The organism is Synechococcus sp. R6-5 (assembly GCF_047461775.1).
In the GTDB taxonomy this organism is placed as follows: Bacteria; Cyanobacteriota; Cyanobacteriia; order Thermostichales; family Thermostichaceae; genus Thermostichus.
Window position 1 is genome coordinate 1 of sequence record NZ_JANSHV010000024.1, and the last position, 20,300, is coordinate 20,300.

At 56.2% G+C, this 20,300-nt stretch carries 17 protein-coding genes, 1 tRNA gene and 1 pseudogene; 11 read left to right on the forward strand and 8 right to left on the reverse strand.

Annotation, left to right across the window (positions count from 1 at the left end):
* Nucleotides 1-311: 311 nt before the first annotated feature.
* The 4 genes and pseudogenes from NW818_RS01455 to pxcA all read left to right on the forward strand — a co-directional run bounded on the left by NW818_RS01455 (nt 312) and on the right by pxcA (nt 4,082).
* On the forward strand, nt 312-668 hold the full coding sequence (locus NW818_RS01455) for a ferredoxin-thioredoxin reductase catalytic domain-containing protein (RefSeq protein ID WP_011432451.1): 357 nt from the start codon (nt 312-314) through the stop codon (nt 666-668).
* A 104-nt stretch (nt 669-772) separates the two neighbouring features.
* Nucleotides 773-889, forward strand: a complete 117-nt coding sequence (locus NW818_RS01460; RefSeq protein WP_011432450.1) for a photosystem II reaction center X protein — start codon at nt 773-775, stop codon at nt 887-889.
* Between the two features lie 218 nt (nt 890-1,107).
* Complete coding sequence (locus tag NW818_RS01465; RefSeq protein WP_414423636.1) at nt 1,108-2,520, forward strand: glycosyltransferase; 1,413 nt, start codon at nt 1,108-1,110, stop codon at nt 2,518-2,520.
* A gap of 180 nt (nt 2,521-2,700) precedes the next feature.
* Nucleotides 2,701-4,082: pseudogene (gene pxcA, locus NW818_RS01470) on the forward strand (proton extrusion protein PcxA).
* A 163-nt stretch (nt 4,083-4,245) separates the two neighbouring features.
* Here the strand turns inward: pxcA and NW818_RS01475 are convergent.
* Both NW818_RS01475 and NW818_RS01480 read right to left on the reverse strand, forming a co-directional pair.
* Entirely contained in the window at nt 4,246-4,836 is a 591-nt protein-coding gene (locus tag NW818_RS01475) for a DUF721 domain-containing protein (RefSeq protein WP_414423637.1), read from the reverse strand.
* Nucleotides 4,837-4,869: 33 nt separating this feature from the next.
* Nucleotides 4,870-6,714 carry a mechanosensitive ion channel family protein gene (locus NW818_RS01480; protein ID WP_414423638.1) on the reverse strand — a complete coding sequence of 615 codons (1,845 nt, stop codon included), beginning with the start codon at nt 6,712-6,714 and terminating at the stop codon, nt 4,870-4,872.
* On the opposite strand from NW818_RS01480, the gene NW818_RS01485 reads away from it, so the two are divergent.
* Nucleotides 6,696-6,827: a hypothetical protein gene (locus tag NW818_RS01485; RefSeq protein WP_414343450.1), complete on the forward strand. Its 132-nt coding sequence runs from the start codon at nt 6,696-6,698 to the stop codon at nt 6,825-6,827. The genes NW818_RS01480 and NW818_RS01485 overlap by 19 nt on opposite strands.
* Here the strand turns inward: NW818_RS01485 and uvrB are convergent.
* The gene (uvrB, locus tag NW818_RS01490; RefSeq protein WP_414423639.1) at nt 6,824-8,911 is read right to left on the reverse strand and encodes an excinuclease ABC subunit UvrB; all 2,088 of its coding nucleotides are present in this window, start codon (nt 8,909-8,911) and stop codon (nt 6,824-6,826) included. The two genes, NW818_RS01485 and uvrB, sit on opposite strands and share 4 nt — an antisense overlap.
* 297 nt (nt 8,912-9,208) lie before the next feature.
* Here uvrB and NW818_RS01495 point away from each other — a divergent pair, with 297 nt between their 5' ends.
* Nucleotides 9,209-11,041, forward strand: a complete 1,833-nt coding sequence (locus tag NW818_RS01495) for a DUF3352 domain-containing protein (protein WP_414423640.1) — start codon at nt 9,209-9,211, stop codon at nt 11,039-11,041.
* 7 nt (nt 11,042-11,048) lie between these two features.
* Here NW818_RS01495 and NW818_RS01500 read toward each other — a convergent pair whose 3' ends face one another.
* Nucleotides 11,049-11,492, reverse strand: coding sequence for an ATP-binding protein (locus NW818_RS01500; RefSeq protein ID WP_011432443.1), 444 nt, complete (start codon nt 11,490-11,492; stop codon nt 11,049-11,051).
* Between the two features lie 151 nt (nt 11,493-11,643).
* Between NW818_RS01500 and NW818_RS01505 the strand changes: the two genes are divergently transcribed.
* From NW818_RS01505 to NW818_RS01525, 5 genes are all read left to right on the forward strand, one after another.
* Complete coding sequence (locus tag NW818_RS01505; protein ID WP_041436278.1) at nt 11,644-11,841, forward strand: cytochrome b6f subunit family protein; 198 nt, start codon at nt 11,644-11,646, stop codon at nt 11,839-11,841.
* Nucleotides 11,842-11,878: 37 nt separating this feature from the next.
* Nucleotides 11,879-12,208, forward strand: a complete 330-nt coding sequence (locus NW818_RS01510) for an HU family DNA-binding protein (RefSeq protein ID WP_238376891.1) — start codon at nt 11,879-11,881, stop codon at nt 12,206-12,208.
* 12 nt (nt 12,209-12,220) lie between these two features.
* Complete coding sequence (locus NW818_RS01515) at nt 12,221-13,681, forward strand: DASH family cryptochrome (protein ID WP_414423641.1); 1,461 nt, start codon at nt 12,221-12,223, stop codon at nt 13,679-13,681.
* A gap of 99 nt (nt 13,682-13,780) precedes the next feature.
* Nucleotides 13,781-13,852, forward strand: a tRNA-Met gene (locus tag NW818_RS01520).
* A gap of 133 nt (nt 13,853-13,985) precedes the next feature.
* The gene (locus tag NW818_RS01525; RefSeq protein ID WP_414343459.1) at nt 13,986-14,915 is read left to right on the forward strand and encodes a restriction endonuclease; all 930 of its coding nucleotides are present in this window, start codon (nt 13,986-13,988) and stop codon (nt 14,913-14,915) included.
* Nucleotides 14,916-15,038: 123 nt separating this feature from the next.
* Here the strand turns inward: NW818_RS01525 and NW818_RS01530 are convergent, their stop codons facing one another.
* From NW818_RS01530 to NW818_RS01545, 4 genes are all read right to left on the reverse strand, one after another.
* Entirely contained in the window at nt 15,039-15,482 is a 444-nt protein-coding gene (locus tag NW818_RS01530; protein WP_414423642.1) for a DUF29 domain-containing protein, read from the reverse strand.
* Between the two features lie 488 nt (nt 15,483-15,970).
* Nucleotides 15,971-16,636, reverse strand: coding sequence for a Rho termination factor (locus NW818_RS01535; protein ID WP_414389538.1), 666 nt, complete (start codon nt 16,634-16,636; stop codon nt 15,971-15,973).
* Nucleotides 16,614-17,939, reverse strand: a complete 1,326-nt coding sequence (locus tag NW818_RS01540; protein WP_414423643.1) for an AAA family ATPase — start codon at nt 17,937-17,939, stop codon at nt 16,614-16,616. The genes NW818_RS01535 and NW818_RS01540 overlap by 23 nt, the downstream gene beginning before the upstream one ends.
* 46 nt (nt 17,940-17,985) lie before the next feature.
* Nucleotides 17,986-20,193, reverse strand: a complete 2,208-nt coding sequence (locus NW818_RS01545) for a phosphoketolase (protein WP_414423644.1) — start codon at nt 20,191-20,193, stop codon at nt 17,986-17,988.
* Between the last annotated feature and the right edge of the window lie 107 nt (nt 20,194-20,300).

Here is a 20,300-nt window from a genome sequence, read left to right on the forward strand (position 1 = left end):
CCAGCCTTCAGGCCGGGGAGGATGTCAAGGTATTCTGTAGAGTACGCCAAGGCTGGCTCTTGCTACGGCCCCTAGATGTTGCCTTGTGTAACAGCAAGGGCATAATCTTTTGTCCTGCCTAGAGGTCTGCTGTACAACGAAGAGCGAGATACAGCTTTTCTCGACGTTGTGGGAGGTCTGTGGAGTTATCTGTGGAGTTAATAGAATCCCGGCCCCCTACACGTCTGTACTGGCTTCGGGAGGCGTCGTCGGAAAAAGCTGTGAACCCCATTGCTAGCAACAGCCGGTTAGTTCCACTTTTGGGAATCGTCATGGAAAGTCGTGGTTACAAAAAGTCCTCACAGAAGAGCTTTGAGTTGATGCGGCATTTCGCAGAAACCTACGCCAAACGCTCCGAGACCTTTTTCTGCTCGGATCCATCAATTACGACGGCGGTGATCGAAGGCTTGGCTCTGCACAAAGAGCAATTGGGCGCCCCGCTGTGTCCCTGTCGTTTTTATGAAGACAAAGAGGCAGAAGCAAAAGCAGGCTATTGGAATTGCCCCTGTGTACCCATGCGGGAGCGAAAGGAATGTCACTGTATGCTGTTCTTAACGCCGGATAACCCCTTTGCCGGCAAGAGCCAAACCCTAGAGGAGGTGCCCCTGGAATACCAAACTACCAAATGACAGCGCCCGGCAGGGACAAAGGCAGGCTTTGGAAGGGTGACAGGGCTCGGTATAATCGAAAAGCCGTTGGGCAATGGTTATTTGCACGAGGAGGAAACGCTTTTATGACTCCCTCACTTGCTAACTTCCTCTGGAGCTTGGTGGCTGGTGCAGTTGTGCTGGGGGCTCTCTTTGGCGCCATCATCTTTGTCAGCCAAAGGGATAAAGTGCGTCGTCGCTGAGATCCCTGCTCGTCGGCACCTGCCCGCCGATGCTTCGCTTTTCCCTGTACCGCGGTCGCCGGGTGGGGGGAGACTCGGGTGCTGAGATGTGGCTGCGGTACACAATTGCCGGAGTGCTTCGCCCCTGTTGTCAAGAACCCAGCCGGGTTGGGTGACCAGCAGAGCATCCATAGCACCTTATGATCAAAAGCTGAATCTAGCGACACCCTGGGGCTCCCTTGCCGGCATTGACCCACCCCTTGTATTACTGGCGGCAGAAAAACCGCTACTACCACGAGGATCTGGAGCGGCTGCATCGCTTTTTTGTCCCTGCCGGTTTGCGCATCTTGGAGATTGGTTCCGGCACGGGATCCCTGCTCAATGCCTTGCAGCCCAGCTTCGGGGTGGGGATCGACCGGGATGCGGACATTGTTGCCCAAGCTCAGGCAGAGTTTCCCCATCTCCATTTCCGGGTGCAAGATGCCCACACGCTGGACAAAGGGGATCCCGTCTTGGCGGAGCCTTTTGATGTGATCTTGCTCGTCAATACCCTGGGCTACCTGGCCGACATCCAGCAGGTTCTCCAGCAGTTGCGCCGCTTCTGTACCCCACGCACCCGCCTGATCCTCTCCCACCACAACCCGCTCTGGGAGCCGATTCTGGGCTTGGCAACCGCTCTGAAGCAACGGATGCCTCTGCCGGCAGCCAACTGGTTATCGGCAGCCGATGTGGCCAATCTGCTGCACCTGGCGGGATACGAGGTCATTCAGCAGGGCAAACGGCTGTTGTTGCCGCGGCGGATCCCACTCCTTTCCACCGTGATCAACCGGGTGATCGCCCCCCTGCCTGGGATCAACGCCCTCTGCCTGACGGAATATACGATCGCTCGCCTGCAACCCGACCCGGCTTGGGATCCCCCCCCTGAGCAGCAGCCTTCCTGCACCGTGGTGATTCCGGCTCGGAATGAAGCGGGCAACATCCGCCGCTGCGTGGAACATTTGCCCGAGATGGGATCCCGCACCGAGATCATTTTTGTGGAGGGGCATTCCAGCGACGGGACTTGGGCCGAGATCCAGCGGGTACAGGCGGAATACCAAGGGATCCGCAATATCCGGGCTCTACGGCAGGAGGGCAAGGGCAAGGGGGATGCGGTGCGCAAGGGGCTAGCCGCCGCTACAGGGGATGTGTTGATCATCCTCGATGCCGATTTGACCGTACAGGCAGAGGACATGCCCAAGTTTTTCCGGGCTGTGGCTTCCGGGCGATGTGATTTTGCCAATGGTTGTCGCCTTATCTATCCCCTGAAACCAGAGGCAATGCCTCGGCTAAACCAATGGGCCAATCGTTTTTTTGCCGCTCTCCTCTCCTACATTCTCGGCATCCGCATCAAAGATTCCCTCTGTGGCACCAAGGCCCTGTGGCGGGAGGATTACCAGCAGATTGCCAAGCTGTGCCAAGAGTGGGGGGATTTCGACCCGTTTGGAGATTTTGACCTGTTGCTGGGATCCGCCAAGCGCACCCTGAAGATCCTGGATATCCCCGTGCGCTATTTCCCCAGAACCTATGGTCGCTCCAACATTCACCATGTGCGAGAGGGGCTGCGGCTGCTGCAGATCTGTGGCTTTGCCCTCAAGCGCTTTAAGGGATACTGAAGTTTGCTCTGACCCAAAGGTGCCGGTCTGTACTTCTGTCGAGGCAGGGCCAGTCTCTGCAAGTACTTCTCCACCGTTGGGATTCCCGCCTAGGCACCCAGGACTCGTTACAATAATTAGTCAATCGGATCACTGTAATGTGTGGATCGGCCCCCATGGGGAGTGCCACGGGAACGAGCAATGGGAGAATCCGTATTGAGCAGGCTGGGCCAATGGATCTCGAATACCCCCCTGCGCTCCCTTGACCAAGCTTATGAGGCTGCCCTGCGCATTAAAGCCATCGAGGATCAATACTTCCAGGGAGGATCCATCGGCAGCAACGGGCAACATGGCCAGAATGTCAGCCGCTACTTTCAAATTCAACTGCGCCGGCAACTGCGCCAGATCGATCTGCGTTTGGCAGAGTTCAGAGCCAGCAGCGCCTTTTCTCGCCTGCCGGATCCCGAGCAAAATGGCAGCGGCCCTGTTTCTGCCCAAGATAAAGATCAAGAACGCCATGCCGCTGAGGTCGATGCTCCTGAAAGCAACGGCGAAAACCCTGAGAATGGTCGCCAAAGACGAGATCTTTCCATCTTGGAGAAACTGCAGTTTATCGATCAGGTGACTTCTCGATACAAACGCCCGACCAGAAAATCCCAACCTGTCTCTGCTTCAATTTCCACTTCACCTGAGCCTCTCGAACCGCCAGAACAACCTACCTCAACTGAACCCAGTTCTTCTAATGTCTCTGTCAAGGCAGGCTCCGGCAATGGCGCTGCCCCGGTCGCTTCCAAAGCTGCGATTCTGCCCCGCTCCATTCTGCGCACGGCCAGCCAAATCCGCCGTGAGCTGAGTTCCCAGGCCGAGGAGGAACTGATCCAAGAGTATCGGGAGGCTCGCACTCGCACACTGGTATCGATTCGTTTTCTGTTGTTGTTGGCCGTTTTGCCTCTGCTCACCCAGATCCTCTCGAAAAACTTTCTGTTTGGGCCATTGGTGGATCACTTCCAACAACGGGAGCCTGCCATTGTGGCTCTAAGCCACGAATTCCAAGAAAAAGCCCTGTCAGAGTTCGAGTTTTTCAAGGAAAGAATAGAATTTGAGCGAGCTTTGCACCATCAACCCCCAGAGTGGGATCTGGAATCAGAAGAGCAACTGTCCATGAAGGCAGAGGAACTGCTGAAAAAATATAGCCGTAGGAACTCGGAAGGATTGAAGAATATCCTTGCTGATTTGCTTTCGCTGCTGGTGTTTGGCTGGCTTATCTTTATTGGGCGTGAGGAAATCGAAGTCCTCAAGTCTTTTTTGGATCGTCTGATCTACGGCCTCAGCGACAGTGCCAAGGCTTTCATTATCATTCTTTTTACCGATGTGTTTGTCGGTTATCACTCACCCCACGGTTGGGAGGTGCTGCTGGGTAATTTGGCTGCTCTTTGGGGGTACCGGAGAACCGCGATTTTATCTACGGCTTTATTGCTACTTTTCCGGTTTTCCTAGATACGCTTTTTAAGTATTGGATCTTTCGCTATCTAAACCGTGTATCGCCGTCTGCGGTGGCCACCTATCGGGCTATGAACGATTAAGGGTTCGCAGTTGCATTTCAAACTGGGTTGAGACGCTTCCCAAGCGCTCCTTGCCGCTGACGTAACCATCCACAACCTCTCTCAGAGGAAGAAAGAAGTTGGGGATCGACCTGACGAATCGTTTGATTGCCATTTGAAGCAACCGTAATTCGAGTTTCCTGAGTTAGCTGGGCGGGCGCAAGGATTGTCGATGGCAGAACCCACAGACAAACCAACGCTCCAATTCGGCGGCAGGGGTGGGACAGCGGCAGGCGGGGCAGGGGAACAGGTTTTGCTGGGTTTGTTGTTGTTTCACTACCCTGGCCCAGCGCTCGAAAGCCACTTTCGGGTCGGAGGTGGGCTGTTTTGGATTGGGGCTGCGACAGTATCCAGGGCGTTGTCCATCTTGGTCTGCTAGGCGGGGAGCGCCATAAAACTTGCTGGTCAGCTCCGCATCAGGGTGGGGGGTGGCTTGGCTGGATCCCTCGTGCCAGGCACCAGGGCTGAAGCGGATATCGCTGAGGGGAGGTTGGATGCGGCTGTTGAGTTTCTTGAGAATGAGCTGACGTTGCAAGGTTAAGTTTTGTGCCCAGGCCGGGGTAGAGGTGGCCACCTGCAGCACCTGTCGGCGCAGGCTGAGAGGATAGGTTTGGGCGGCTACGGCCTCTCCGACGAGTTCGGGCCAAAGCTGCCGCAGGGTTTGCATTTGCTTCAGTTCAGCCCAACGGGGATGGCTGCCAAAGCTTCCCAGTACCTCATCTAACCGCTGCAACATGGTGTCGATAGGGTGTCAATGGCAGGCAATAGCTTAGGAAACACCATTTTGGTCTTCCGGCGATTGAGCCGCTTCTTTGAGGGCAGAGTGAATGGAGTCGGTATCGGGCAAAGAAGGGGATCCGCCATTTTGACTGAGGGGGGCAAATCCCTCTAGGCTGCGGATATGAATATCTTGTTGCGGGAAGGGGATGCGGATCCCACGTCGCCGAAACTCAGCCTCGATTAGGAAGTTTAGCTCGCTGATCAAGACAAACTGATCTTGAGGACGGTTGATCCACACCAGCAGCTCAAAGTTAAGTGCAGAAGGGCCAAAGGACTTGAGCCAGACTTGGGGGGCAGGGCTGCTCAACACCCGAGCATTTTCTTTGGCTGCGCTGAGCAGAGCTTCGGTGACCAGGGCCGTATCGGAGCCGTAGGCCACGCCCACAGGAATGTGAATGCGACAGCGGGGATCCCGGTAGCTCCAGTTCACCACCTTTGATTCGGTAAAGCGGGAGTTGGGCACGATCACAAAGATGCGATCCAGGGTGCGCAAGACGGTAGCCCGTGGCCCAATGCGCTCCACCGTGCCGAGCAAGTTGTCCACTTCCACCAGATCCCCTATTTGGATGGGGCGCTCCAGCAAAATGGCAATGTAGCTGATGTAGTTGTTGGAGAGGTTTTGCAAACCAAAGCCGATCCCCAAACCCACCGCCCCGGCAATAACCGCCAAGGAGCCCAGATTAAGGCCGCTGAAGGGCAAGACCAGAAGGATGCCGAACAGGGTCAGGATGTACTTGAAGATGGCCGCCGAAGACTCTTGGGTGCCCAGATCCAGCCCCAGGCGTGCCAAAAAGCGCTGCTTGAAGCCAACACTGACGTAGTGGGCGCCGGTGAAAACCAAGATGGAGAGGACGAGGAAGACCAGCAAGCTGGCAATCGAAACGCTGGAGTTGGGCAGAGGCTGGGTGAGAACGCCCAGAGCCGTGGCGACCACACGACCCAGGCCCAGGTAAAAGGAGCGCTGAAACGGTCGTAGGGCAGGGATGAAGCTGATACCGCGATCCAGCGAGATGCCGGCGATGAGGATTGCCCCCACGCCCCGCAGCAGCATCCCACCCACATCGATCCAGGTGCCCCAGGTCTCTCCGGCCTTAAGCTCCAACCAGCGTTGCAAGCGGGTTAGGCTGCGGTCGAACAGCCGCCAGAGAAAGAACCCCACCACCAGGGTGGCGATCCCTGCCAGGAGGGTCAGAACCAGCACGCGCGGATCCTGGGCCCGCTGCAGAGCCAGCAAATCTTCGCGGTAATCGGCAATCGCTTGCTCCAACCGCCGCGCCCAACTGTTAGCCACCAGACGCACGTCATTCAGGTTCACCTGACCCGGTGCCACCCTGCGCTCCGCGGCAGCATCGGCATAGGTGACGGTAAACAAATACCGTTGGGTGGCCTCAAAGCGGCCTCTTTCCCCCAGGCGTAAGATGTATTGCCCATTGGCATCCTGGGCTACCCGTACCTCTGGCTGTGGCAACTGCCCTTCTTCGAGAAAGCGCTCGATGATTGCCCGAACGTTGTCGGCCCGCACATCGCTGGGGTAGTCTGCCGTCTGCAGGCGGAACACCGGTATGTTCCCGACCAGCACTTCTGTGCCCTCTTGGCCGGTCAAAGGGATCCCGATTGGGCTGGGGGCTGGGGCAGGGGATCCCTCAGGAGTTGGCGCTTCAGCCGGTGTGGGTCGGGGATCGGCCAGGAAAAAGTTGGGATCCCGAAATTCAAGGGCTTGAGCCAAGGGGATCCCTGAGGAGGCAGAGGCGACGGCAGGGGTAAGCCAGAGACCTATCCCCACCGTCAGCCCAATCAAGAGAACTGCTCGCCGAAATGGGACGGAGTCCTGCATGGCCGGTTTGGTACGAACGCCTATCGATCAATTGGGGATCCCTGGTGCTGCCCCGCAAGCTCATGGTGGCACAAGCCGACCTCAATTTTGGCCGATCTGAGCAAGGATTTTAGGTGCCCTGAGAATGGCCCAGAAGGCGTTGACGCAGCTTTTTGATTCTATCTCGCAGCTCGGCGGCTTCCTCAAATTCTAGGTTTTTGGCGGCCTCTTTCATCTTCAGTTCCAGTTGGCCGATCAGCTCCGGAATCTCGGAGAGAGGGATCTCTTGCGCAGCTTGAAAGGCTTTTTCCAAATCTGGGTCGTTAAGTTTGCGGGAGATGGCCAAAAAAGACAAGATGGCATTGCTGTTTTTCTTGACGATGGGCTTGGGCGTGATGTTGTGTTGGCGGTTGTATTGCAATTGAATTTCGCGGCGACGCTGGGTTTCGGCAATGGCCCGGGCCATGCTGCTGGTCATGGTGTCGGCGTACATCACCACCGTTCCACGGACATTCCGCGCTGCCCGCCCGATCATCTGAATCAGGGAGCGCTCTGCTCGCAAAAACCCTTCTTTGTCGGCATCCAAAATGGCCACCAAAGAAACTTCTGGCAAGTCCAACCCTTCCCGCAGCAAGTTGACCCCCACCAACACGTCAAAGGCCCCTTCTCGAAAATCTTGTAAGATTTCAATTCGCTCAATCGAGGTGATCTCGGAATGCAAATAGCGAACTCGGATCCCTCGCTCCTGGAGATATTCTGTGAGATCTTCTGCCATCCGTTTGGTGAGGGTGGTCACGATCACCCGTTCGGCAGGCCCCTGCTGAGAGCGCTCCAATCGCAAATAAATTTCTCCCAGCAAATCGTCCACTTGCCCAGCCGTAGGGCGCACATGCACCTCGGGATCCACCACCCCAGTGGGCCGAATCACCTGTTCGATAACCCGACCGCTGCCGGGCACATAGAACTTCAGGGTCTTGCCATCTTCCACCAGGGTTTCAAATTGGGCCTCGCTCTGCTCTAGTTCCCAGTTGCCGGGAGTAGCCGAAACAAAGATGCACTGATGAACTTTGGCCCAAAACTCTTCGGCTTTGAGGGGGCGATTGTCGAGGGCGCTGGGCAGGCGAAAACCGTGATCCACCAGCACCTGCTTGCGGGCACGGTCGCCATTGTACATGCCGCGAATTTGGGGCACGGTCACGTGGGATTCATCCACCACCAGCAGCCAATCGTTGGCCTTGAAATAATCCACCAAGCAGGCGGGGGGCTCTCCTGCTTTGCGCCCTGTTAAATGTCTGGAGTAGTTTTCGATCCCATTGCAATAGCCCACCTCCCGCAGCATTTCTAGGTCGTAGCGGGTGCGCTGCTCTAGGCGTTGGGCTTCCAGGAGCTTGCCTTCTTTGCGAAAGAAGGCCAGTTGCTCTTCCAGTTCTTGCTCGATATTGAGGATCGCCCGCTCCAATTGTGCTTCCGGCGTTACAAAGTGCCGAGCAGGATAAACTCTGAGGGCGCTGAGGCTGTTCAAAATCTCGCCTGTAACCGGGTCGATTAAGCGAATGGCCTCGATCTCATCCCCAAAAAATTCGATGCGAATTACCCGATCCTCATACGCCGGCACAATTTCCAGCACATCTCCTTTGAGGCGAAATCGCCCTCGCACCAGCTCTAAATCGTTGCGCTCGTACTGGATGCTGGCCAGAGCCCGCAAGACATCCCGTTGGTTGATCTCCTGGCCGACTTTGAAGGGGATGGAAGCCTTCAGGTACTCCTCTGGCATGCCCAGACCATAGATGCAGCTCACCGAGGCCACCACAATCACATCCCGCCGTTCAAACAAAGAGCGGGTAGCCGAGTGCCGCAGCATATCGATTTCATCGTTGATGGAAGAAGATTTGGCAATGTATGTATCGGTGCTGGGAACATAGGCTTCCGGTTGATAGTAGTCGTAATAGCTGATGAAGTATTCAACGGCATTGTGAGGAAAAAGCTCCCGCAGCTCATTGCACAGTTGTGCTGCCAAAGTCTTATTGTGGGCCATCACCAAGGTGGGCCTGCCGATTTGCTGGATGGTGTGGGCGATGGTAAATGTTTTGCCGGTTCCGGTTGCTCCCAGCAAGGTTTGGAAACGATGGCCTTCTGAAATTGACTTCACCAAACCGGCAATTGCCTTAGGTTGATCTCCGGTGGGTTGATAGGGAGAAACCAGTTGAAACTCTGACATGGGTTTGACTTTCGGATGGGCCTAGATAGCTGCCGGGCTGGTCAAGGCAGGGCTGATCTGCACGTTGGTTTGGAATGGTGGTGCGGATCACAAAGGCTTGTGGGGTGCCTCTAAGCTTGACCGCCTGCTCAGCAGTGGGCTCCAGCTTGCGCACCAGGATGAGCCTCTGTTCCATGGTAAGGTTTTATCATGCAGGACTGAGGGCAGCTCTTCTTCCTGGGCCTGTTCATGCCAGCAGTGCAGAGCAGTAGGGCCGGGGTGTCCGCGCCATGTCTCCCTCGGTGCAGAGATTGAGATATGGGACGACGGCAACTCTTGCGCGGGATCCTAATCGGGTTGGGTCTTCTGGCCGCCCTGATGGTGTGGGTTGTCGTATGGCTGCTCACCCGCAGTCCGGTGGCTTTGTTGCTGGCCCACCCGGAGCTGCCGCCAATTGTGGGTTTGGCCCCTCGCTCCGCACAAGCGCTGCTGGTGTTGGCTGTTCCCCTGGACGAGGTGCAAGCGTTTTGGCAAGCGGCAACTCCTGCCCCCCAGCGACGCGCTGCCCGTCAGCAGTGGCAAAAGTTTTTCTCCCCTGAAGGTCCAGGCTGGCTGGGATCCATGCTGGCCGGGGGATCCCTTGATTTTGAGCGGGAGGTGCGGCCCTGGCTGGGGAGGAGCACCCTCTTGGCCAGTTTGCCGGAGTGGGGCACCTTGGTTGCCCTAGAAACGCGGGATGCGGCAGTCTCTCAATTTGAGCTGAACCTGTTGTGGGAACGGCAGAGCTTGGCCGGGAGGCCGGTGCAGGTAGACACTTACAAGGGCATTCAGGTGGTGTCTAGCCCGATTCCGGGCCTGCAGGGGTTCTCGGCAGCCGTTTTCGGCGAGCAATACGTGTTGTTGGCGGAGCAGTCTGCTGCCATTCGGGCTGCAATCGATGCTTGGCAGTTGCCGCAGTTGTCTCTGGTGGCTCAGCCTCTGTTTCAGCAGGTCATCCAGCCCTTGCGGGAGGCGCATGTGGGTTGGGCCTTCTGGCAAAATCCAGAGGCGGTTTCTTCAGATGGGCTGACGTTGCAGGCGGTAGGGCTGGGGTTGGGGGTAAACTTCCGCGGCTTGGTGGCCGAAAGTGCTGCCCTCTGGCATGCGCCCGCTGGCTTCTCCTTGCCGACAGCAGAAGCCTTTCGCCCGCAGATCCTTCAACATCTGCCGGATAAAACCTTGGCGCTGATTTCCGGAGAGAATCTGGCCTCAGTTTGGCAGAGCCTGGGGCAGATCCAGCCCCTAAATCCCCTGGGATTGCGGGTGGATCCCGGCCAGTGGCTGCAGCGCTTGCAATCTCAGGTGGCGCTGGACTGGCAGCGTCTGTTGCCGGAACGGGGAGAGTTTGCCTTTGCCCTTTTGCCCGGCGACGGGGATCCAGCCTGGCTGTGGGTCGGTAAGCTGCCGGATGAGTCGGTCGCGACAGCGGGACGGAGTCCTTATTTCGACTTGGATGAGCGGGCACGCGCCCAAGGCTGGCAGGTAATCTCTCTGGCAACGAAGCGCGGCACCGCCACTGCCTGGGCCCAACCGACCACTCCTGCGGGGGAGACGGAGTCCTTGCCGTCAGAACCCCCGCCGGTGGCGACAGCGGGACGGAGTCCTTACCGCTCTATCCATCGACCGGAGATCCCTGTGTTGGCAGGCGAGCCGCTGGAAGTCAGTGGGAAAGGAGGATCCGCGTCATTGCAGGCGGCAGAGGCTCTCCCCCAGTCGCGTCAGCGGCGCGGAGCGCTAACGCTGCCAGGGATCCCGCTGCCGGCACAGGTGTATCATGCCGATCGCAAAGGCTATTCCTACCTGGCCTCTTCTTTGGGGGCTCTGGAGACGGCCCTCGCGGATCCCCCCTTGAGTGCAAATCGCGCCTGGCGCAAGTTGGTGGCTTCCCTGCCCCACCGCAATTTGGGCTATGGCTATGGATCCCTGGGGTTGCTCTTGGAAAGCGAGCTGCCCGACCCGGTCGCGTCAGCGGCGCGGAGCGCTAAGGGATCCCGCTGGGCATCCACGCGCTTTGCCTTTGCCACCACAGCCTTCACCGTTTCTGAGGCTCCCTATCCGGATCAGGGTCGCCAGATTACCCAAATGGGCAAGCTGTTTTGGCAGTGGTATTGAGGGAGGGTCAGACTATCCAGGGATCCCGGCAGTTGGCGTGGATGTATTTGGCCAGGTAGACCTGGTTGCCTGTTTCATTCCACTCCACAAAGTCGAAGATTTGGGTGAGCAGCAGCATTCCTCGGCCCGACTCTTCGGTTTCCAAGATGTTATGTTGGCATCGGTGGAGCTTCTCTTGGGGACAAAAGCCGGGCCCTTGATCTCGCACCAGCCATTGGTAAAAGGGCTCCGAGCTGGCGTACTCGATGATCACCTTCTTGTTGGGGTCGAGGCCGTTGCCGTGGCGGACGGCATTGATGATTGCTTCCTGTAGGCCCAAACGTATTTCCGCTCTCCAGGCAGGAGGGACTTTTGAGATCAAGAGATCGAGGACAGGCTGAGTGTAGAGGGTGGAGGGAAAGCTGATAACGCTCCAGGAGCAGTGGGCGGGTTTGAGGGAAAGGGCAATCACGGAGGCAGTCTTCCCTGGGGCACGGCACTCTGACCCCATTCTAGCAATCCCATCGGGGTCAACCCCAGCAGAGGTGCGGCAGGAGCTCGGCAAGGGGACTTTTGCCGTACCATCTTGAGTGGTAAGTCTCTTCGCGGTTTTATGGCGATTTATGGCGATCAAGGTTGGAAATAAGGTCAAAGTTCGCTCTGTCCAGGATCGCGGACAAGAAAACCTCAGCGCTCTGGTGGGCAAAGAGGCTGTGGTGCTGGCACGGCGTGTGGTCGATGGCAGCGGTGTCGGCTACATTCTGGAGTTTCCCGATCGCTCTCGACATTGGTTTTTCGAGAGTGAACTGGAGGTGCTCTAAGCCCCTGTCTGTGTTCCGTTGTCTAGAGGGTCGGTTGGTGGCTTCTCCTCCTCATTTGACTCGCCGTTTGCTGGCCCGCCAGATGGCCGCGCAGGTAGATGGCCTGACCGTGGAAATGGCTGCTGCTGCTCTGGAGGCTATGCTGGACAGCATTAGCCAATGCCTGGCCCAGGGGGGATCCGTGCGGCTGGCTCGCTTTGGCACGTTCTCGCTGCGCCATCGTCCCGCCCGGCAAACCTATCATCCGCGCACCAAGGCCCCTGTTCACATCCCGGCTGCCGATGTGCCTCATTTTGTTCCCAGCCCTGAGCTGGGGCGTCCAGCTGGGGTTCGGGTGTCCAAGTCTGAGTCCGCGGGATCCGTGTAGGGTAGCTGCAGAATGACCGTCCTGCTGTGGTTTCGCACCGACTTGCGCCTGCTGGATCACCAGCCGCTGACGCGGGCCTGCCAACAGGGATCCCCTTTGATCCCCTTGTATTGCTTGGATCCCCGCCAGTTCGGCGAGACTTCCCTTGGGCTCCGCCCCAGAACCGGCCCTTTCCGCGGTCAGTTTTTGCTGGAGAGTTTGGCGGATTTGCGGCAGCAGTTGCGGTCGCGCGGCTCGGATTTGGTGATCCGCCAGGGACAGCCGGAACACGTGATCCCCACCTTGGCACAGGAGTGGGGAGTCAAGGCGGTCTACGCCCATGAAGAGGTGGGCACCGAGGAGAAGGAGGTGGCGGCAGCGGTTGAGCGGGCTTTGCAGCCTCTGGGGATCCCGTTGCAGGTCGATTGGGGCCACACCCTCTACCACCCTGAAGATCTCCCCTTTTGCCTCTCCCAACTGCCGGAGCTGTTCACCCGCTTTCGAAAGCAAGTCGAGGAAAGCACTCCCATCCGGGATCCCTTGCCCATTCCCGCGATCCCCCCCCTGCCATCGGGTTTGGATCCCGGCCCTCTGCCCACCCTGGCCTCGCTGGGGCTATCTTCACCTGCTAGGGATCCACGGGCCTGCTTCACCTACCTTGGCGGCAGCACTGCTGCCCATGCCCGCCTGCAAACCTACTTTTGGGATCTGGATCGGCTGCGCATCTACAAAGAAACCCGCAACGGCATGTTGGATCCCGACGATAGCTCCCGGCTTTCTGCTTGGTTGGCCCTGGGCTGCATCTCCCCTCGCACCGTCTATGCCGAGGTCAAGCGTTATGAGCAGGAGCGGGTGCGCAATGAGTCCACCTACTGGCTGGTGTTTGAGCTGCTGTGGCGGGATTATTTTCGGTTTATCTTGGCCAAGCACGGCGCTAAACTGTTCCGTCCCTCTGGGATCCAAGGGATCCCTATCCCTTGGCAGCAGGATTGGCCGCGCTTTCAGGCTTGGTGTCGGGGTGAGACGGGCTACCCCTTGGTGGATGCCAACATGCGGGAGCTGGCGGCTACCGGATTTATGTCCAACCGGGGACGGCAGAATGTGGCCAGCTTTTTGACCAAGAACCTGGGCATCGACTGGCGCATGGGCGCTGAGTGGTTTGAGTCGCTGCTCATCGACTACGACGTGGCCAGCAACTACGGCAATTGGAACTACACCGCCGGCGTAGGGAACGATGCCCGCGGCTTCCGCTACTTCCACATCCCCAAACAATCTCGCGAGTACGATCCCAAAGGAGACTATCTGCGCCACTGGTTGCCGGAATTGGCCGGGATCCCGGGGGATAAAATCCACGAGCCCTATCGCCTCACTGCTGCCGAGCAGAAGCAATTTGGAGTCCGATTGGGGGTGGACTACCCTCGCCCACTGGTGGATTTGGAGAAGTCTCTCGCGGCCAACCGACGGGTTTACGAAGCTGCCCTGGCCTGCCGATAGGCATTGCCTTGTCTGGGGCTTCTTCCCGAGAGGGGGCTGAGGGGATTTTCTGAGGCGCAGTTCCGGCCCAAGAGTGCTATTCTAGTTAAGCGCTGTCCTGGCTCAGTAGCTCAGCGGTAGAGCAGGGGACTCATAAGCCCTTGGTCGCGTGTTCAAATCACGCCTGAGCCATCCACGTCAAACTTTTTTCAGAGGCTTCCCGGCCTGGCGGATACCCTAACTGGCTTGCAGCAGAGGGTTGGCGTAAAGTTATGGGTGGAACCTACTTCGGTTTGGGATCCCTGTCTTCACATCGGTTCTACAAATGGCCGTTCCCGATTATCAGAGCTTGATGTTGCCACTTCTCCAGTTTGCAGCACGTAAAGAAACCGAAATATCAACCAGCGAAGCTGTTGAAGTTCTGGCAAAGGAACTGGGCCTCACAGAGGACGATCTCAGGGAGATGCTGCCGAGCGGTGTACAGCCAACCTTTGTCAATCGCGTCGGCTGGGCTGCAACTTATATGAAAAAGGCAGGGCTGCTGGAAACAACGCGCAGAGGATTCTACCAAATTACTGACCGCGGAAGAGATCTTCTTGAAAAACAGCCCAAAACCATCAATGTAGAGTTACTCAGGCAATATCCTGAATTCCGAGAATTTGAGGGGCCCAAAGACACAAGAAGCAGCAACAAGGCAAGCAAACAAAAAGCTTTATCAGAGACTTCGGCAGCGACACCATTAGAGCAGTTAGAAGCTGCATATGAAAGTCTCCGTGACAAACTGGCTGACGAATTGCTTGCCAAGCTAAAGAAAGTATCGCCCGCCTTCTTCGAAAAGGTTGTTGTGGAGCTGCTGGTTAAAATGGGCTATGGAGGTTCACGAGCAGATGCAGGCAAAGCAATTGGTAGAAGTGGTGACGGTGGAATTGATGGGATCATAAAAGAGGACAAACTCGGTCTTGATGTTGTGTATATTCAGGCAAAGCGTTGGGATAGCAATCCGGTAGGTCGTCCTGATGTCATGCAGTTTGTGGGTGCTTTACAGGCTCAAAGAGCAAACAAGGGTATTTTTATCACTACCTCCAGGTTTACTGAAGACGCTAGCAGCTACGTTTCGCAGATCGGCAGTAAGATTGTTTTGATTGACGGCGAACAACTAACAAATCTAATGATTGAGCACGACGTTGGCGTATCTACAGTTTCATTGTATCCGGTAAAGAAGATTGATAGTGATTATTTTGAAGAGAGCATCTGACAACCGCATCAGCTCAGACTGTCAATTGGCCACAGCGAAATTGTCATTTGCCTAGGTGGAATGTTAACTATGAAAACGCCCAACTGAAAGAGGGAGATACGCCATGAGGGAAAGACGAGATCCTCACTGGGGGCTCTCCTGCTCGGGGTAAAAGTCGGGATCCATCACCTGATCCAATGTGTAGGGACAGTGGGCAGGCAGATCGTCCAGAGATAGGGGCGTTTCTTTAACCACCAGCAGGACGCTCTTTTGATAAGCTTTATTCATTGCTTCAACCAGATAAGACTTAAGGCTGGGATTATCCGCAATTAACTCCTGCACCTCTTGCCGCTGTTCGATGATTGTGGCTGTCCAACTTTTGCTTCGTTGTTGAGGCTGAAACTGCCACTTTAGCAGATGGCCCACCAGGATCCCTAGTCGATTCACCAGTTCGCGGCGTTCTTGCCTGCCCAAAGCCTCAATTTCCTCCACCAAGTTGGGAATATCCAATTGATCCCATTGCCCCGATCTCAGCAGTGCGGCTTGCTCTTGCGTCCAGGCATAAAAGTCGCAGTCGTAAAGCGCCATGATCCATTCCTAACAGGACACCGGCCAAAGATAAGTCAATCCTACCGGTTACAGCCGTTGAGCTTCGACCTCATAAGTTTATCGAGTCCTCAAACTCTGTAGCTACAAAGCCTCGGATCTGTGGCAGCGTTGGATCCCAATGGGGCCTGACCCTGAACAATATGAGGTTTCAACAGGTCTGGAGCGCTTGATCACGGCCCAGGATCCAGGCGATAAGGGGGGGATCCCTGTGGTCAAGATAATACCGGACGGTTTGGGTCAGGTCGATCTCCAAGATGCTGGTGATCATCCTGTGCATGAGCTCCAGATGGATCCGGTCGTCCTAGGTAAGCAGAGCATACCTGCCATGGAGGCTGTTGTTGAGAGCGGCCAAGGCTGTTTGGGTGGCAGTAGCCATTCAAAGGGAGGCTTGAGGCAGGCATCCCACAGCAAGCGGAGTCGGGCCTCGGTGATGTGGAGAGGAGAATATGTTTTTGAAGGGATCCCTTTCAGCTCTCTCCCTCTGTTTTTTTCCGCGAGCGAGTTGAGGTCGCTTTCTTCGCGCCAGCGGATGCCGCAGATCTCTTGGATGATTTCTTCAGAGTAGGGGGCAACGCTGTAGGAGTTACGAAAAATACTTCCGATAGGGCATCCAGTTTTTTGCCTCGCGTAATTTTGCACCCAAGCTTGGTTATAGGGGTTAAGTCCTGCCACCAACTTCTATCCGCCTCTGCAATCCGGGCAGCTGCAATGGTTACATCGACTCCCTTGAGGGGACTGCTGGGTCGCTCGGCTAGGTATCTTAGCGCAGCCAAGATAGTCTCTCTCGATGTATTGGTCAAATTTACCTTCGGAACAATTTCTTTGGCGAGAATCTGGGCCTGCTTAACCTGCTCTGGATCAGGATCGACAACGATACACCATAGCCTTTCCAGTCCCGCTTCTTGAGCAACTGCATAGACAAAATGGTTACCAATGGCCTTGTACTGATAGTCGCCAGCCTCGACCACCAGCAGAGGAACCCAGTTGTGTCCTCCTGTCGCCCTTAGCTGATCTGCGGCTGCGGCAACAAGGAAGGAGGGAGCAGAAAACCCATCGGCGGGCGTAATGCTCTCAAGGGGTAAGTTAACCAACCTACCTAGATCTGAAAACTCACTCATCGATAAAGTACTCACGGGCAAGACTCTGGTAGTATTCTAAAACTCTCCTGTCGCTAAAGACGGCAGGCCTTCGTTCAAACTTTGCAGAGGATATCACTGCATAGTCAGGTATCCTAAAAATGCTTTTGTTTTCATTACCTCTCTTAAAATGTGGCCAGAAATATGGAAGTAGATCTACACTTTTCTCCTGGTTGATAAGCTTCTGTATCTCTTCGTGAGCTAGTCTAATAGTGTATTCACTTCTCGAAGAGACGCCATTGAAAAAGATAGGCAAAGTCCTGGGGCCGCCATCCTGTCGTGACTTAGCAGTTTCTGGAACAAAGCTGGTGATTACTCTAGCAGCATTATTCAGGGAAGACAGATCGTCGGGGCGGGTAGGTATCAAAATAACATCGGCAGCAAAAACACCACTTTGGCTGAAGTAAAGCCATTGAGTTGGGCAGTCGATTAGGATGTAGTCATACTCATTGCGAAGAGGAGCAATCAGATCTCGAAGGCGCCGAGTTCCCTTTGGGATATATGCTACTGCCCGGCTATCAGTCAACGTCTCTAGTTCAGGGTCTCTTGGGATAATGTCGAAGATGGAAAATCCCTTGAGTTTATATGTTTGGACAATGGCATGGACGTCTATTTTGGGATCCTTTAAACATTGCGTCAGTGTAATTTTTCCAGGAGTGGCTTCCAAACTTCTTGTCAGATCACCCTGAGAATCAAAGTCAACAACTAAGACCTTTTTTTTCTTGGTTGCTAGTGTTGCCGCAAGGTTAATGATCGTCGTTGTTTTGCCTACGCCCCCTTTATTGTTATACACGCATACAGTCAGAGCGCGCTCATAGTTTTCTATCTTGTCTCGCAAGTTACGCACTATGCTCTCAATGTTATCTGAGCTAATATCAAGGTTTGCTGTAGCGGGGTGAACGACTTTTCCGTGCTTCCTCCAAAGCTGGATGTTATTTGCATTGGTGATAATTCCCCATTTTGCAGATTTGCAGTTCTTGGCAAGCAAGTAACTTTCTATCTGACAAACTACATCTCTATAGCAAGATCCTTCTCTGAGATTAACTGCTCTAGATTTTGCCTCCAAAAGCAAGTAGGGATTCTTCGGGGATCTAAAGAAAGTATCTTCAGGATCTCCGTTCTTTCTTGCTGCGAGATCGACCTGGCCGCAACCTGTCTCGAATTCTTCTCTAATTTCCGAGTCGTCAAAGCCAAGCGCCTGCAGGAGAGGAGAAGCAAAGTGTTGGACAACAACTCGCTCTACCCTCTCGGTGGGAGACATCCTCTCAAGCTTCTCTCGGAGATATCTAGCCGCAGTCATAGGAAAAAATAAGGTGGACAATGCTAACCAAGCTAAAAGCTTGCCCTCAGCATAGCAGTTGCTTGGCTCGTTCTGACAGTGCCTGAGCTGTCAGGCCGTTGTAGTCCATCAATTCGGCGGGGGTGGCGGTGGTTTCCCCGCGTTTCCAAGCGAAGAAATCCCGCGGGCCGGCATAGCGCAACATCAAGGGTTCGAGCATCAGGCTAGATCCGCCTGTTACCCCAATGAGGGCCTCACCGGCAAACCAAGCGGCAAATTCTTGGTCGGACATGAATTCCCCATCTGGCTGAGCACAGGTGGACCAAGCCACGTCGCCGGGGCGATACAGACGGCGGGGGTTAATCACCGAGACGATTTTGCAGCCGATCCCTTGGGCTTGGAGCTGCTCAGCCGCCTCGAACACGGGCAGGAGAATCATATCCCCCACCACGGCAAAGACCACGGTGCGGGATCCGGGAAACTCCTGAAGGACGATGCAGCCCTGCTCTACTGCTTGGCGAGCTTGTTCTAGGGTGGTGCGGATGGGCAGGGGGGTTTTGCTGGCGATGATAGGGATCCCTTTGTTGCAGGTGGATAGGGCCCATTCGTAGGCAGCTTGGGCACAGTTGGCATCCGGCGGGAAGAGGGGAAAGATGTTGCCGTTGCGCATCATGGCTGCCAGGTAGGCCTCAATTTCCGGGCGTTGGTGGGTCCAGCCGTTACGCCCCTGTTCCAGAGCGCCGGCAGTGAAGAGGGCAATGGCCGAGGGGGTGGGTCGGCGTAGCTCTGCCATGGCTTGGGTTACTGTCTGCCAGATGGGTAGGCCGTTGACGGCAAAGGACTCGTAGGAGCACCACAGGGAGCGCCCGCCGAAGAGCGCCAGGCCCGCCGTTAGCCCCGCGCAGGCATCTTCGCTCAGGGGCTCGTAGACTTGTCCTTGGGGCTGTTGGTTGTATAAGGGATCCACCGTGGGGTGAATCACCTTGAGACCTTGGTTCACATTGGCGATGCCGGAAGCTTCGTTGCCGTCGGCATTGGCCACCAAAAAGTCGGGATCTTTCTGCCCCACCTGCACCACGAGGGATCCGATGGCTGTGGTGGAAACCTGCTTGTCCCCTAGGGGAAACTCCGTTAGGTTCAGGGATCCCAAAGGCGGCAAAGGCCGAACGAACTCTGTAACCGCCACCTTGGCGGCTGGCCCCCCGGCTGCCCGTTGGCAGTTTTGTCGCACCAGGGCCCAAGCTGCCGGATGTAAGGCCCGCGCCCGCAGAGCCGCCACAATGTCCGGGTGATCCAGAGTGTGGTGGCCGTAGAGGTTGTGGGACTTGGATCCCTTGGCATGTACCCCAGCCCCCTTCAGTTGCTTGAGGATGAAAACCGTTAATTGTCCGCTCAGGGCTGATTGGATGGCTCGCTCCATTTCGGTTAGCACCCTCTGGGCAAAGGCAAGGCGGGCTTCTAGGGAAAACTGAGTGCTATCGACATAGGGGCCGGGCTGCTGGGCATCGTCGAAGTCTTTGGCGTCGACTAGCACCACTTCCTCAAAGCCATTACCCCGCCAGTACTCGACCATCTGAGCGTTGGTGAAGGTCGAGATCATGCTGTGGTGCTCTTGGCTATAGCCGTTCCAGACCAGCACCGGCAGGAAGTTGGTGCGCTGCGGGAAAGCCGTGTGGAAGTGAATCATGGAGCTCATCACATAGGGCTCTCCCAGGCCGCCATCCCCAATCGTGACCGGGAAGAGGCGATCCGGGTAGAGTAATGCCCCCGCCATGGCAAAGTGCTGCCCCTGCCCCAGCGGCCCAGCCGGCGCCAGCAGTCCGGGAATGTAGCCAGAGAGGTGACCCAACAGCCCTTCCCGTTCTCGAAAACGGGCCCGCAGGTCGGCGACGGTGTGGATGCCCATCTCGGCCAGGGATCCATCCAAAAACATGGCCGCGTAAAAGCCCGGCGCGTGGTGCCCAACTTCGGTGGGGATGTTCTTCTGGCCCAGGTACACCAGAGCTGCATAGGCTTCTGCTTGGCTGGCAAATCCCCCTGGGTGGCCTGAGGCTTTGCTGGCGGTCATTTGCAGGGTGAGGTAGCGCAAGGCATCGGCATAGAGCAAGGTTTGGTAGGCGGCCATACGACTGCCGGGATCCCTCAGCTTCCCGGTGCCGGCATCCACTGCAGGGGCCTGGCCCAGGCGGTCAAATTCCGGCCAGGGATCCCCGAAGTACTGGATCCCTTCGCAAAAGGCGGGGACTTGGGCAGTTGCCTCCTGAGCCAGTGTCATCGGTTCAGCCTCACGCTTGTTGGGTTATTCACACTCACTGTAAACCCGATAACGCTTTTTGGATGTTGTAAACTACCCAACCCTGACTGCTTCGCAGTACAGGGCGG

Excerpts from the sequence above, each read along its gene's own strand:
- NW818_RS01455 (WP_011432451.1), top strand. The coding sequence starts at position 312 with ATGGAAAGTCGTGGTTACAAAAAGTCCTCACAGAAGAGCTTTGAGTTG.
- NW818_RS01460 (WP_011432450.1), top strand. The coding sequence starts at position 773 with ATGACTCCCTCACTTGCTAACTTCCTCTGGAGCTTGGTGGCTGGTGCA.
- NW818_RS01475 (WP_414423637.1), bottom strand. The coding sequence starts at position 4,836 with ATGTTGCAGCGGTTAGATGAGGTACTGGGAAGCTTTGGCAGCCATCCC.
- NW818_RS01485 (WP_414343450.1), top strand. The coding sequence starts at position 6,696 with ATGGGACGGAGTCCTGCATGGCCGGTTTGGTACGAACGCCTATCGATC.
- NW818_RS01480 (WP_414423638.1), bottom strand. The coding sequence starts at position 6,714 with ATGCAGGACTCCGTCCCATTTCGGCGAGCAGTTCTCTTGATTGGGCTG.
- uvrB (WP_414423639.1), bottom strand. The coding sequence starts at position 8,911 with ATGTCAGAGTTTCAACTGGTTTCTCCCTATCAACCCACCGGAGATCAA.
- NW818_RS01495 (WP_414423640.1), top strand. The coding sequence starts at position 9,209 with ATGGGACGACGGCAACTCTTGCGCGGGATCCTAATCGGGTTGGGTCTT.
- NW818_RS01505 (WP_041436278.1), top strand. The coding sequence starts at position 11,644 with ATGGCGATCAAGGTTGGAAATAAGGTCAAAGTTCGCTCTGTCCAGGAT.
- NW818_RS01515 (WP_414423641.1), top strand. The coding sequence starts at position 12,221 with ATGACCGTCCTGCTGTGGTTTCGCACCGACTTGCGCCTGCTGGATCAC.
- NW818_RS01525 (WP_414343459.1), top strand. The coding sequence starts at position 13,986 with ATGGCCGTTCCCGATTATCAGAGCTTGATGTTGCCACTTCTCCAGTTT.
- NW818_RS01530 (WP_414423642.1), bottom strand. The coding sequence starts at position 15,482 with ATGGCGCTTTACGACTGCGACTTTTATGCCTGGACGCAAGAGCAAGCC.
- NW818_RS01540 (WP_414423643.1), bottom strand. The coding sequence starts at position 17,939 with ATGACTGCGGCTAGATATCTCCGAGAGAAGCTTGAGAGGATGTCTCCC.
- NW818_RS01545 (WP_414423644.1), bottom strand. The coding sequence starts at position 20,193 with ATGACACTGGCTCAGGAGGCAACTGCCCAAGTCCCCGCCTTTTGCGAA.